Origin of the sequence: Nonomuraea polychroma (assembly GCF_004011505.1) — a bacterium.
Classification (GTDB): domain Bacteria; phylum Actinomycetota; class Actinomycetes; order Streptosporangiales; family Streptosporangiaceae; genus Nonomuraea; species Nonomuraea polychroma.
Genome location: NZ_SAUN01000001.1, coordinates 5475830 through 5488871 on the forward strand (window position 1 = coordinate 5475830; position 13042 = coordinate 5488871).

A 13042-nucleotide genomic window follows, 5' to 3' on the forward strand; every position below is an offset into this window, starting at 1 on the left:
GTGCTGGTGCTGTTCCTGCTCGTGGCGCCGCTGCTGCAGGTGCTGCTGGTCAACAGGTCGCCGTGGGGCGGTCCCGACCTGGTCGCGCTCGCCGTGGTGTGGCTGGCGCTGTCCAGGGGGCCGGTCTGGGGCTGCGTGGCCGGGCTCGCCGGCGGGCTGGCCGCCGACGTGACGCCGCCGGCCGACGGCACGGTGGGGCGCACGGCGCTGGTGCTGGCGGTGACGGGCCTGCTGGCCGGCCGCTGGCGCGAGGGCAAGCCATCGCCGGAAGGGCGGACGCGGGAGCACAATCCGCTCCTGGTCGGCGCGGCCGGCGCCGCCCTCGCCACGCTGCTGCAGGCCGGCGCGGCCGTCGCGCTCGGCGACGAGCCGTGGCGGGCGGCGCTCGCGGCGCTGCCGTGGACGCTCGGGTGGACGGTGGCGCTCGGGGCGCTGGTGAGCGCCGTGCTGCTGCGCCGCCGGCGGTCCCGGGAGGGCGAGCCCAGGGTGGCGATGCGCCGTGCCTAGGGCCAGGCTGTTGGTGTTGCGGCTGCTCGTCGTGGCGATGGTGGCCACGCTGGTGGGCCGGTTGTGGTTCCTGCAGGTGGTCAGCGGCGCTGAGTACGTGCGGGCCGCGGCGGACGTGCGGATCAGGACCGTGCCGGTGGCGCCGGTGCGCGGCCAGATCGTGGACGTGGCGGGCCGCCCGCTGGTGACGAACCGGACCAGGCCGGTGGTCACGGTGGACGCGGTGGCGCTGGCGCACCAGCCCGACGGCGGGCGGTCGGTGCTGGAGCGCCTGGGCGAGGTGCTGGACCAGCCGTACCGGCAGATCGCGGAGAAGGTCCGGTTGTGCGGTCCCGAGGTGGCGCAACCGTGCTGGCAGGGGTCGCCGTACGAGCCGATCCCCGTCGCCGAGGACGTCACCGCGCCCGTGGCGCTGCAGATCAGCGAGCGGCAGCAGGACTTCCCCGGCGTGCGTACGGAGCTGCGGCCGGTGCGGGTCTACCCGTTCGGCGCGGCCGCGGCGCACACCCTCGGGTACGTGCAGGGCGCCCAGGGCCGCGACGGGCTCGAAGGCGTGTACGACCGGGAGCTGGCCGGCCGCCCTGGCCGGCGTGACGTGGCCGTGGACAACACCGGGCAGGTCACCAGGACGCTCCGCGAGGAGCCGCCCGTGCCCGGCAACACACTCGTGACCAGCCTCGACTCCCGCATCCAGACCATCGCCGAGCAGGCGGTCGCCCGGGCGCTGGCCGCCAGTGGCGCGAAGTCGGGCGCGGCCGTGGTGATGGAGTCGCAGACCGGGCGGCTGGTCGCGCTGGCCGGACTACCCTCCTACGACCCGGCCGTGTGGACCGACGGCGTGACCGCCCGCGAGTACAAGCGGCTGCCGCTGCTGTCGCAGGCCGTGCAGGGCGAGTGGGCGCCGGGGTCGACGTGGAAGGTCTCCTCGGTCGCGGCGGCCGCGAACGCCGGGTACGGGCTCGGCGCGTTCTACGACTGCCCCAGCGGCTACACGGTGGGCAACCGGGTGTTCAGGAACTTCGCCAGCGCCGACCTCGGCCTGATGACCATGCACGGGGCGCTGGTCGAGTCCTGCGACACGATCTTCTACCGGCTCGCCGATCAGCTGTGGCAGCGCGGGTCCGAGGCCATGGAGAAGACCGCGCGCGGGTTCGGCTTCGGCAAGCGAACCGGTGTGGACCTGCCGGGCGAGGCGGCCGGGGCGGTCCCCGACCGGGCCTCGAAGAAGGCTCTGTGGCAGGCGACACGCGAGGAGAGCTGCCGCCGGGCCGTCAAGGGGTACCCGGAGATGGCCGACCGCGGGCGGGCGGCGTACCTGACCGCGATCGCCAAGGAGAACTGCCGCGGCGCCGGCGTGTGGCGGGGCGGCGACGCGGCCAACTTCTCCATCGGGCAGGGCGGCGTGCTCGTCACGCCGCTGCAGCTGGCCCGCGCGTACGCGGCCGTCGCCAACGGCGGGACGCTGCACAGCCCGCGGGTCGGGCTGAAGGTGGTCAAGCCGGACGGGACCACGGTCACCACCATCACGCCGCCGGTGGCCGGGCGGCTGCCGGCCTCGGCGGAGACGCTGCGGTTCATCAGGAACGCGCTGAGCCAGGTGCCGAGGAAGGGCACGGCCGAAGAGGCGTTCAAGGGGTTCCCGTTCGGCAAGGTCGCGGTCGCCGGGAAGACGGGCACGGCGGAGTCGTTCGGGCACCGCGACACCTCCTGGTTCGCCTCGTTCGCCCCGGACCCCGCCTACACGGTGGTCGTCGTGTTGTCGGAGGGCGGACGGGGCGGGGAGGGCGCGGCGCCCGCCGCCCGCGACATCTGGGAGGGCATCATTGGACTGAGGGAGCGGCGGTGATCGCTGTTGCCGGGAAACGGCGGATCGTGTGGGCGCCGACGCTGGGCGCGCCCGACTGGACGCTGACGTTGCTGGCGCTGGGCCTGTCCGTGGTCGGGCTGCTGCTGGTGTGGTCGGCCACGCGGATGGACGGCGACCACGGGCTGCTGATCCGGCAGGCGGTGAGCGTCGGGCTCGGCCTGCTGCTGATGTGGTTCGTGTCCCGGTGCGACCTGCGGGTGCTGCGGGCGTACGTGCCGCTGGCGTACGTGCTGGCGCTGGTCTCGCTGGCGGGCGTGCTCTCGCCGCTCGGGGTGCGGGTCAACGGGGCGCACTCGTGGATCGTGCTGGCGCCAGGGGTGCAGTTCCAGCCGTCGGAGTTCGCCAAGGTGGCGCTCGCGCTGGCGTTCGCGGTGCCGCTCGGGGAGCTGCGTGACGGGCAGGCCAGGCCCGGGTTCGGCGGGGTGCTGCTGGCGCTGGTGCTGGCCGCCGTGCCGATCGGGCTGATCGCGTTGCAGCCGGACCTGGGCACGATGCTGGTGTTCGCGGCCATGGTGAGCGGGGCGCTGCTGGTGTCCGGGGCGCCCAAACGGTGGTTGCTGGTGCTCGTCGCAGGCGCCGCCGCCGCGGGGGCCGCGGCGTGGAAGCTCGGGCTGGTCCGGCCGTACCAGCTGGAGCGGCTGCTCGTGCTGGCCAACCCAGCGGCCGACCCGGGCGGCGTGGGCTACAACGCCGCCCAGGCGCGCATCGCGATCGGCTCCGGCGGCCTGACAGGCAAGGGCCTGTTCAACGGCGAGCAGACTGCCGGGCACTTCGTGCCGGAGCAGCACACCGACTTCATCTTCACCGTCGCCGGCGAGGAGCTCGGCTTCGCCGGGGCCGCGGCCATCGTGCTGGCCATCGGCGTGCTGCTGTGGCGGGGGTTGTCGATCGCGCGGCACAGCGCCTCGCCGTACGGGGCGGTGCTGGCCGGCGGCGTGGTGTCGTGGCTGGCGTTCCAGACGTTCGTGAACGTGGGCATGACGGTGGGGCTCATGCCGATCGTGGGCGTGCCGCTGCCGTTCGTGTCGTACGGCGGCTCGGCCACGGTCGCGGGCCTGCTGGCGATCGGCCTGCTCCAGGCCGTGCACCGGACCAAGGCCATGCAGCCGTAGGCGTGTTAACCGGTTGCCGTCCTTTGGCGATCTTGGGCAGGCTTGCCGGCATGAACGTGCCGTACCGGCAGATCCGCGCCGTCTACACCGACGAGTCGATCACCGTTTACCAGGCCTACGACGCCGCCATCGCCGGGCCCGCCGTGGCGGCGCAGCGGTTCGTGGCGCCGTTCAAGCGGGAGCGGATGACGTGGATCAAGCCGTCGTTCCTGTGGATGATGTACCGCTGCGGCTACGCGACCAAGCCCGGCCAGGGGCGGGTGCTGGCGATCGAGCTCAGCCGCGGCGGCTTCGCATGGGCCCTGGAGCACGCGTGTCTCAGCCACGACGACGGGCGTCCTGACTGGCCTTCGCGGGTGCGGCGCAGCCCGGTGCGGATCCAGTGGGATCCCGAGCGGGGGCCGCACCATGAGCCGCTGCCGTACCGGTCCATCCAGATCGGCCTGTCCGGGGAGGCCGTGCGGCGCTATGTGGACGAGTGGACGCTGGCGATCACCGACGTGACGGAGCTGGCCCGGGAGGTCCATGCGGCGGTCCGGCGCCGCGCCGACGTCAACGGGCTGCTGCCCGCCGAACGACCGTATCCTCTGCCTGACGGCATCGGCGAGACGATCGGGGTCAGCCCGGCGTGAACGTGATCATCTTTGGGGCGACCGGCATGGTCGGTCGCGGCGTGCTCCGGGAGTGCCTGCTCGACGAGCGGGTCTCCGCCGTGCTCGCGGTCGGGCGCTCCCCGACCGGGGTCGCACACGCCAAGCTGCGGGACCTCGTCCATGGCGACCTGCTCGACCTGACGCCCGTCGAGGAGCACCTGACGGGCTTCGACGCGTGCTTCTTCTGCCTGGGCGTCTCGTCAGCCGGGATGAGCGAACAGGACTACCGGCACATCACCTACGGCTACACGCTGTCCGTCGCCGGCACCCTGGCCCGGCTCACCCCCGGCATGACCTTCGTGTACGTGTCCGGGGCCGGGACCGACGCCCGCGGGCGGGCGATGTGGGCCAGGGTGAAGGGGGAGACCGAGAACGCCCTGCTGGCGCTGCCGCTGCAGGCCTACATGTTCCGGCCCGGCTACATCCAGCCCATGCACGGCATCACCTCGCGTACCCGGCTCTACCGGGTGGCCTACGTCGCCAGCCGGCCGCTGTACCCGCTGCTGCGGCTGCTCTTCCCGTCCGCGGTGACCACGACGGAGCGGATCGGGCAGGCCATGATCACGGTGGCCGAGCGCGGCGCGGCCAAGCGCATCCTCGGGCCCGCGGACATCAACGCGCTGTGACCGCCCGCGGGCGGGGGACGAGCGGGATGGCGAGCAGCGCCGCCGCCGCGGCCAGCGCCCACACCGCCTCCCACGAGGCGACCGTCAGGACGACGGGGATGAGGAGCGGGGTGAGGAACGCGGCTCCGAACACGGTCGTGCCTTCCAGGCCCAGCGCCGTCCCCGCCCTGGCGGGGCCCGCCAGGGCGGCGATCTCCGTGTAGGCGACGCCGTGCCAGGAGTTGGCCAGCAGGCCGCCCAGCGCCAGGGCGGCGACCGTGATCGGGGTCGGGGCCTGCGTGAGCACGGCGGCGGCCGCCATGGCGACGCCGGTGAGTGCGCCGATGCCGCGCAGGTACGCGCCGCGGTTCCCGCGCCGGTCGGTGCGCCGGCCCGTCCAGATGCGGGCCGCGCCGCCGCCTATCTGGGCGATCAGGATCGTGACGCCGGCCAGAGCGGCGCCCTGCCCCTTGTCGTCGTGGAGGAAGATCGCGGTGAAGGACAGGACGGCGAACTGCGGCACGGTGAGCAGGGCACTGGCCAGCGCCACCCGCCAGACGTCCCACCGCGCCAAGGGCGAGCGGCCGACGTCGCCCGTCGCGGCCGGGGGCGGCGCGTCGGACGTGGGCAGCCAGCGCCAGGTGGCGGCCGCGGCGATCAGGCAGAGGACGGCAGGGAACGCGTAGACCGCGCGGAAGCCGTACGAGTGGGCCAGCCAGGGCAGGACCGCCACGCCGAGCGAGCCGCCCGCCGGGATGGCCGTCTGGCGGATGCTCATGGCGAGCCCCCGCTCCCCGTCCGCGAACCAGGTCATGACGGCGCGGCCCGAGGCGCCGTTCACGCTGCCGCCCAGCGCGCCGGCGGCCAGCAGGCACGCGGCCAGCGCGGCGACACCGGCGCCGTCACCGGGCGTGACGGCCGCGGCCATCAGCGCCAGCAGCCCGCCGGTCGAGGTCAGCCCGATGAGCAGGACACGCCGGTCCCCGTAGCGGTCGGTCAGCAGGCCCCACACGATGTCGGACACCGCCACGCCCAGCCCCAGGCACGCCAGTGCCAGCCCGAGCTGCCCGATGGACAGGTGGTAATCGGCGCGCATCGCGATCCCGGTGACCGGGATGCCGGCGAACATGGCCGCGAAGCTGCCCTGCGCCCCTACGCCCACGGCCAGCACGATCCACCGGTGCCGTGGCCCGTACCGGCGTCCGGTGCTCCCGCCGGCGGCCGAGATCGAGGTCGCCGTCGCCATAAGCACCCACCTTTCGAGAAATAACCGGAATCTCCGGTTAGCCAAGCTTCCCGGCCACCGAAGTAACTTGTCAATGCGGTTACTATGAGGTCGTGGACTTCACCTTCGTCAGCGGGAACCTCGGACTCGACCTGGCCGGGACCATCGGCCATCGACGCAGCGAGCGCATCGACCTGCTGGCCACCCCCGCGGACCTGGCCCGGTGGACGGTCGCGGCGGGGCTCCTCGACACGCCGCCCGCCGTGAGCGACGACGACCTCCACCTGGCGATCACTCTGCGGGAGGCGATTTACCGGCTGGCGTCCGCGGCCCGCACCGGAGGCCCGTTCGAGGCGGCCGACCGTGAGGTGCTCAACCGGGCCGCCGAGCACCCCCCGGCGACGGTCAGGCTGGGCGAGGCGGAAAACCTGGAGCGCGCCGGCGACCTGCGGGCCGCGCTCTCCAGTGCGGCGCGAGCGGCCGTCGAACTGCTCGGCGGCCCGCAGGCCGCGCTGATCAGGGAGTGCGAGGCCGCGCCCTGCACCCGGCTCTACATCGACGCCTCCCATCGGCGCACCCGCCGCTGGTGCGACATGCGCGGCTGCGGCAACCGGGCCAAGGCGGCGGCGTTCCGCGCCCGCGCCCAGCGGCAGGGCTGACCGCGCACACCCCCCATGCAGGATGATGGAATAACCCGGGAGGGCTTGACGCTACCTTAGCCGTCAAAGATTCAACAGTCATGGATGGTGACTAAAGTGCAGTTCGGAATCTTCAGCGTGGGCGACGTGACCATGGACCCCACGACAGGCAGGACGCCGACCGAGCACGAGCGGATCAAGGCGATGGTGACGATCGCGCTCAAGGCCGAGGAGGTCGGGCTCGACGTGTTCGCGACCGGCGAGCACCACAACCCGCCGTTCGTGCCGTCCTCCCCCACGACCATGCTCGGCTACATCGCGGCCAGGACCGAGCGCCTCGTTCTCTCCACCGCCACCACGTTGATCACCACCAACGACCCGGTGAAGATCGCCGAGGACTTCGCCATGCTGCAGCACCTGGCGAACGGGCGGGTGGACGTCATGATGGGCCGGGGCAACACCGGGCCCGTCTACCCGTGGTTCGGCCAGGACATCAGGCAGGGCATCCCGCTCGCCATCGAGAACTACGCGCTGCTGCACCGCCTGTGGCGCGAGGACGTGGTGGACTGGGAGGGCCGCTTCCGCACGCCGCTGCAGGGCTTCACCTCGACGCCGCGGCCGCTGGACGGGGTGCCGCCGTTCGTGTGGCACGGCTCGATCCGCAGCCCGGAGATCGCCGAGCAGGCCGCCTACTACGGCGACGGCTTCTTCGCCAACAACATCTTCTGGCCGAAGGAGCACTTCATGCGGCTGATCAACCTCTACCGGCAGCGCTACGCCCACTACGGGCACGGCACGCCCGAGCAGGCCATCGTGGGGCTCGGCGGCCAGGTGTTCATGCGCAAGAACTCCCAGGACGCGGTACGCGAGTTCCGCCCGTACTTCGACGTCGCCCCCGTGTACGGCCACGGGCCGTCGCTGGAGGAGTTCATGGCCGAGACGCCGCTCACTGTGGGCAGCCCGCAGCAGGTCATCGACCGGACCCTGCAGTTCAGGGAGTACTTCGGCGACTACCAGCGCCAGCTCTTCCTCATGGACCACGCGGGGCTGCCGCTGAAGACCGTGCTGGAGCAGCTCGACATCCTCGGCGAGGAGGTCGTGCCGGTGCTGCGCGCGGAGTTCGCCAAGGGCCGGCCGGCCGAGGTGCCGGACGCGCCCACGCACGCCTCCCTGCTCGCGGCCAAGACGGCTGCCGCCGAAACCACCGCCGAAACCACCGCCGAAACCGTCGAGGCTTAAGGAAGGGACACATCATGAAGCTGGTCGTCGTCACGGCCGGGCTGACCCAGCCCTCGTCGACCCGTCTGCTCGCCGACCGCCTCGCCGAGGCCGTGACCCGGCGGCTGGCGGACCGGCCGGCGGCGGGTCCGGCCGGGCAGCCGGCAGCCGAGCCGCGCGTGATCGAGCTGCGGGAGCTGGCCGTGGACGTCGCGAACGCGTTCGTGACCGGGTTCCCGAACTCCCGGCTGCGGGCGGCGCTCGAGGCGGTCACGGAGGCCGACGGCATCATCGCGGTCACGCCGATCTTCAGCGGCTCCTTCAGCGGGTTGTTCAAGTCGTTCTTCGACGTGGTGGACAACACCGCGCTGGCGGGCAAGCCCGTGCTGATCGCCGCCACCGGCGGGACCGCCCGCCATTCGCTGGCGCTGGAGCACGCGTTGCGGCCGCTGTTCGCCTACCTGCGTGCCGTCGTCGTCCCGACCGCCGTCTACGCGGCGGCGGAGGACTGGGGCGGCGGGGGCGACTCGTTCACCGACGGCCTGGGCGAGCGCATCGACCGCGCCGCCGGCGAGCTGGCCGACCTCCTCCTGCACCGCGCGCCCAGCGCGGGGACGGAGCAGGAGGAGGTCGTGGTGCCGTTCGAGAAGCAGCTCGCGGCGCTGCGCCCGCCGCATCAGGCCCAGGCCGTCAAGGCTTGATCGCCACCACGTTGTAGGTCGTGTCCGGCGTCGGCGTGGTGGTGAAGCGGGCGTTGGGGAGGTAGAGGCGCGTGCCGTACTTGGCGACCGTCGTCGGGACGTCGAAACGCGGATCGGTCAGGCGCTTGACGATCTTCCCGGACGAGCCGTCGGCGGCCAGGCTGATGGCGGCGACGGTGTTGAGGCGGTTCAGCACGGCGTACAGGGTGCGGCCGGACAGCAGCAGCCCGTCGCCGTTGGTCAGCAGCTCGCCGCCCAGGTCCACCTCGGTGGTGACGCCGGTGGACGGGTCCACCTCGAACAGCTTGCCGGTGTTCGACTGGACGATCAGCAGCGACTTGCGGTCGGGGCTGGGCGCGATGCCGTTGGCGTTGTTACCCGTCGTGTACTGGATGGCCCCGCTGAGCGGGATCTTGACGGCCTCGTCAGGCAGCACACCGCCGCGGCCGAGCGCCAGCTTGTACAGGACGGGGTTGCGGGAGTCGGTGAAATAGGCGGCGTTGCGCGTGAGGATCACGTCGTTGACGAACGCCGGGTCGGTGGTCAGCTTGTACGACTTGACGACCTCCCCGGTACGCAGGTCGACCACGCGGGCGTCGCCGCCCGTCCCCCCGGCCACGAACAGCCGGCCGCGCCCGTCGGTCTTGAGCCCGAGCGACGGCGTGCCGGGGCCCTTGCTGATGACCGAGCCTTCACCGGTACGCAGGTCCGCCCGGTAGATGTCACCGGTCGCGCGGGAGCCGAAGTAGGCGTAGGGCCCGCCTCCGATCGCGATCCCCTCCGGCTGGAACCCGTTGGGCAGCGCGAACTGGTCGGGCTTCGACGTGGCCTGCGCGGGCACGGTGCCCAGCAGGAGCACGATTAAGGCACCGAGTGCGGTCTTCAGGATCGCGGGTCTCATGCGGCCCACGATGCCCGCGTCCCCTCCTTCAGGTGAAGAGGTACTGCGTGCTTCACAGGGAGTTTGCAGAAACGATCTGATTGATCGAAGGCTCTTGTGGGTATCGGCGGGGGCCGTTACCTTTGCCCGAATGCGGAGGCCCCTTTTACTACTTCTGACCCTTTCCCTGGCCTTATCGGGCTGTAGCACATCCCCGCCCGCCACGAGGCAGCAGCAGTCCGCCAGGCCGGCCGCCGAGCCGCAGCAGCCCCAGGTGGACCTGAGCGCCTACGAGAAGGGCAGGTCGCAGCCCGTCAAGGACCCGGTGTACCCCGCCTACGGCAACCCGGCGATCGACGTGCTCCACTACGACCTGACCCTGGACTGGAAGCCGGCGAGCCGCATCCTCTCGGGCACGGCGAAGCTCACGCTCCGCGCGGTCAAGCCCCTCACCGGCGTCACCGTCGACTTCGGGCGGGCGCTGAAGGTGGACCAGGCCACGGTGAACGGGACGAGCGCCAAGCCGCGGCGAACCGGGGACGACTTGACCATCCCGCTGGCCAAGCCGCTGAAGGCCGGCGAAGGCGCCGTCGTGACCGTGCGCTACCACGGCCGGCCCCGCCCGGTGGACGCCAAGCAGCGGCGCAAGGACATCAGCATCCTGGGCTTCCGCACCGGCGAAGGCGGCCGGGCGTGGGCGCTGCAGGAGCCGTTCGGGGCGTTCACCTGGTTCCCGGTCAACGACCATCCGTCGGACGAGGCGCTGTACGACGTGGCGGTCACGGTGCCCAAGGGCTGGTCGGGTGTCGCGCACGGCACGTACAAGGGCAAGACCACGAAGGGTGGGTCGAGCACGTTCCGCTGGGAGTCGACCGATCCCGTGGCCAGTTACTTGACGGTGTTCGCGGCCGACAAGTTCCGCATGTTCAAGGACAAAGGCCCGCGCGGCATCCCGATCACGTACTGGATCCGCCCCCAGGACATGGCCAAGACCCTCCCCGTCGCCCGCCGGATGCCGGCGATCATGAAGTGGCTGGAGAAAAAGCTCGGCCCGTACCCGTTCCCGAGCGCCGGCCTGGTGGCGACGAGCGACTCCGGCATGGAGACGCAGCAGATGATCGCGCTCGGCCCCCGCTACATGGAGCCGTCGGTGGTGGCGCACGAACTGGCGCACCACTGGTTCGGCGACACCGTCACCCCGCGCACCTGGCGTGACATGTGGCTGAACGAGGGTTTCGCCATGTACTTCGAGATGCAGTGGTTCGCCGACGACCAGGGCGAGTCGATCGACACGTACATCGCCAACATCCGCCGGCTGGATGCCCAGCTACGCAGGGAGAACGGTCCGCCGGGCCGGTATCGACGGGATTCGTTCGGGCAGAGCAACGTCTACTACTGTCCGGCGATCATGCTGCACGAGATCAGGGAGCGGCTCGGCGACAAGAGGTTCTTCGCGATGACCACGGCGTGGCCGCAGGAGCACCGCAACACCACTCAGGACCGGGCGTCGTTCACCAAGTGGATCAACAAGCACACCGGCGAGGACTTCACCGAGCTCATCGACACCTGGCTGGACTCGAAGACCACCCCACGGTGAGGTATCGCGCAGGGTAGGTTGAGGCGTAACCACACAAACGGGGTTAGTCATGTCAAATGGTGCCCGTCATGTCCTCGGAGTGGTCGCCGGGCTGCTCCTTACTCCCCTGATCGCGGCCGGCCTGTGGTACGGCGCCGGCGAGCTCCGCCTCACGACCGCCCAGGAGGCCCAGATCTCCTGGCCCGCGGTCGGCGTGCTCGTCGCCGCCGGGATCGTCCTGGCGTTCCTGGCCGGTTCGCGCCTGTCGCCCGTCGCCTCGCTCCTCGGCGGCCTGTCGTTCGTCACCCTGGGCCTCCTGCCCCTGCTGGAGATGATGGGCATGCAGTTGCTGTTGCCTCCGCAGTTCCTCCTGCCCAACCCTCTGCAGGTCGGCTATGTCACCATCGGCTACACGGGGCTCCAGCTGGTCCTCGGCGTGGTGCTGCTGATGGTCTCGTTCTTCCCGTCGCGCTGGCGCTCCATCGCCGAGCCGCCGGTGTACTCGCCGGCCTACAGCGAGGGGCCGTCGCCCTACCTGCCGCCGCCGAGCGGCGCCGAGGACGCCACACGGCCGATGTACCGCGAGTGAGCCCCGCGTGGCCTGGCAGAATGCCAGCCATGCGCGACTTGAAGATCGTCGACTTCCTGACCGAGCTGGCCGACCGGCGGCCCGCGCCGGGCGGCGGCGCGACGGCGGCCCTGCACGCCGCCCAGGCCGCCGCGCTGCTCGGCATGGTCGCCCGCTACAGCACCGGCGAGAAGTACGCCGACCACGCCGAGACCGTCGTCGCCGTGATCGCCGAGACCGACACGCTGCGGGCGCGGGCGCTGAAGCTGGCCGAGGAGGACGCGGCGGCGTTCACGGCGGTCACGGACGCCTACCGGCTGCCCAAGGGGGAGCAGCGCAGCGCCGCGATCGCGGCCGCGCTGGCCGGCGCCGCCGAACCGCCGGCCCGCGTGATCGAGGAGGCCGGGCGCGTGATCGAGCTGTGCGAGCTGCTGCTGCCGATCGGCAACCGCAACGTCGTCACCGACGTGGCCGCCGCGGCGGAGGCTGCACGAGCCGCGCTCACCACCGCCAGGGTGAACGTGGAGGTCAACCTCGGCGGCGTCAAGGACGAGCACGTACGCGAGAAGCTGAACATCCGCCTCTCCGGCGTCGACGCGGCCGTCGCCAGGGCAGACTGGGTGACCGCCGAGGTACGCGAGGAGATCAACCGGTGAGGACGCTGACCGGCAAGGAGCTGGCCGCCGCCATCAGAGCCCAGGCGCAGGCCGAGGCCGCGGCGGGTCCGCAGCCGCGGCTGGCCGTGGTGGTGGCCACGGACGACGAGGCCAGCCTGTGGTATGTCCGGTCGATCGCCAAGGCGGCGGCCGGCGTCGACCTGCTCTGTGACGTGGTGGACCTGGGGCCCGGCGCCCGCCCCGAGCAGATCGGCGAGACGCTGACCAGGCTCAGCGGCGACCCCGGCGTGCACGGCGTGATGCTGCAGACCCCGCTGCCCCCTGGAGCCTCTGCGCAGCAGCTGGCCGGGGCCATCGACCCGCGCAAGGACGTCGACGGCGCCAACCCGCTCTCGCTCGGCCGGCTGGCGGCCGGGCTGCCGGCGTTCCCGCCCGCGACGGCGGCGGCCGTCATGGCCCTGCTCGACCATTACCAGGTGGAGCTGGAAGGTCGGCGGGCCGTCGTGGTCGGCCGCTCCACCGTGGTCGGCAAACCGCTCGCCCACCTGCTGCTCGACCGGCACGCCACCGTCACCGTCTGCCACTCGCGCACCCGCGACCTGGCCTCCGTCACCTCCACGGCCGAGGTGCTGGTGGCGGCCGCCGGCCGGGCGGGGCTGATCGGCGCCGGGCACGTCGCGCCGGGCGCGGTGGTGATCGACGTCGGCACCAACCCGACCGACGACGGCGGGCTGACCGGCGACGTCGACTTCGACGCTGTCGCCGGTGTGGCCGGGGCGCTGACCCCGGTGCCCGGCGGCGTCGGACCGGTGACGACCGCGCTGCTGCTGCGCCACACCGCCAGAGCGGCGAACCTCCCGTGACCACCATCGGCC

The 13042-nt window shown here is 72.2% G+C and carries 14 protein-coding genes; 12 read left to right on the top strand and 2 right to left on the bottom strand.

The features are described 5' to 3' along the window. Genes EDD27_RS24980 through EDD27_RS25000 form a run of 5 tightly spaced genes read left to right on the top strand, consistent with a single transcriptional unit; the run spans position 1 to position 4765 of the window. Positions 1–507 carry a rod shape-determining protein MreD gene (locus tag EDD27_RS24980; RefSeq protein WP_127934533.1) on the top strand — a complete coding sequence of 169 codons (507 nt, stop codon included), beginning with the start codon at positions 1–3 and terminating at the stop codon, positions 505–507. Further along, positions 500–2353 (top strand): penicillin-binding protein 2, encoded by a 1854-nt coding sequence (gene mrdA / locus EDD27_RS24985; RefSeq protein ID WP_127934534.1) that lies wholly within the window; start codon positions 500–502, stop codon positions 2351–2353. The genes EDD27_RS24980 and mrdA overlap by 8 nt, the downstream gene beginning before the upstream one ends. After that, complete coding sequence (gene rodA / locus EDD27_RS24990) at positions 2350–3486, top strand: rod shape-determining protein RodA (protein ID WP_127934535.1); 1137 nt, start codon at positions 2350–2352, stop codon at positions 3484–3486. Before mrdA ends, rodA begins: the two co-directional genes overlap by 4 nt. Before the next feature lie 50 nt (positions 3487–3536). Beyond that, positions 3537–4118, top strand: coding sequence for a DUF4291 domain-containing protein (locus EDD27_RS24995; RefSeq protein WP_127934536.1), 582 nt, complete (start codon positions 3537–3539; stop codon positions 4116–4118). Then, entirely contained in the window at positions 4115–4765 is a 651-nt protein-coding gene (locus tag EDD27_RS25000) for an NAD(P)H-binding protein (RefSeq protein WP_127934537.1), read from the top strand. The genes EDD27_RS24995 and EDD27_RS25000 overlap by 4 nt, the downstream gene beginning before the upstream one ends. Here the strand turns inward: EDD27_RS25000 and EDD27_RS25005 are convergent. Next, entirely contained in the window at positions 4752–5990 is a 1239-nt protein-coding gene (locus EDD27_RS25005) for an MFS transporter (RefSeq protein ID WP_127934538.1), read from the bottom strand. The genes EDD27_RS25000 and EDD27_RS25005 overlap by 14 nt on opposite strands. A gap of 92 nt (positions 5991–6082) precedes the next feature. On the opposite strand from EDD27_RS25005, the gene EDD27_RS25010 reads away from it, so the two are divergent. The 3 genes from EDD27_RS25010 to EDD27_RS25020 all read left to right on the top strand — a co-directional run bounded on the left by EDD27_RS25010 (position 6083) and on the right by EDD27_RS25020 (position 8526). After that, positions 6083–6628 carry a CGNR zinc finger domain-containing protein gene (locus tag EDD27_RS25010; RefSeq protein ID WP_127934539.1) on the top strand — a complete coding sequence of 182 codons (546 nt, stop codon included), beginning with the start codon at positions 6083–6085 and terminating at the stop codon, positions 6626–6628. A gap of 96 nt (positions 6629–6724) precedes the next feature. Next, entirely contained in the window at positions 6725–7846 is a 1122-nt protein-coding gene (locus tag EDD27_RS25015; RefSeq protein WP_127934540.1) for an LLM class flavin-dependent oxidoreductase, read from the top strand. Between the two features lie 14 nt (positions 7847–7860). Further along, positions 7861–8526 carry an FMN reductase gene (locus EDD27_RS25020; RefSeq protein ID WP_127934541.1) on the top strand — a complete coding sequence of 222 codons (666 nt, stop codon included), beginning with the start codon at positions 7861–7863 and terminating at the stop codon, positions 8524–8526. Here EDD27_RS25020 and EDD27_RS25025 read toward each other — a convergent pair. Beyond that, on the bottom strand, positions 8516–9427 hold the full coding sequence (locus EDD27_RS25025) for an NHL repeat-containing protein (protein WP_127934542.1): 912 nt from the start codon (positions 9425–9427) through the stop codon (positions 8516–8518). The two genes, EDD27_RS25020 and EDD27_RS25025, sit on opposite strands and share 11 nt — an antisense overlap. Positions 9428–9680: 253 nt before the next feature. On the opposite strand from EDD27_RS25025, the gene EDD27_RS25030 reads away from it, so the two are divergent. The 4 genes from EDD27_RS25030 to EDD27_RS25045 are packed head-to-tail and all read left to right on the top strand — an operon-like array spanning position 9681 to position 13030. After that, positions 9681–11003, top strand: coding sequence for a M1 family metallopeptidase (locus EDD27_RS25030; protein ID WP_206641634.1), 1323 nt, complete (start codon positions 9681–9683; stop codon positions 11001–11003). 49 nt (positions 11004–11052) lie between these two features. Beyond that, positions 11053–11571 (top strand): ABC transporter permease family protein, encoded by a 519-nt coding sequence (locus tag EDD27_RS25035; protein ID WP_127934544.1) that lies wholly within the window; start codon positions 11053–11055, stop codon positions 11569–11571. A gap of 29 nt (positions 11572–11600) precedes the next feature. Next, entirely contained in the window at positions 11601–12206 is a 606-nt protein-coding gene (locus EDD27_RS25040) for a cyclodeaminase/cyclohydrolase family protein (RefSeq protein WP_127934545.1), read from the top strand. Continuing rightward, entirely contained in the window at positions 12203–13030 is an 828-nt protein-coding gene (locus tag EDD27_RS25045; RefSeq protein ID WP_127934546.1) for a bifunctional 5,10-methylenetetrahydrofolate dehydrogenase/5,10-methenyltetrahydrofolate cyclohydrolase, read from the top strand. Before EDD27_RS25040 ends, EDD27_RS25045 begins: the two co-directional genes overlap by 4 nt. The last annotated feature ends 12 nt before the right edge of the window (positions 13031–13042 follow it).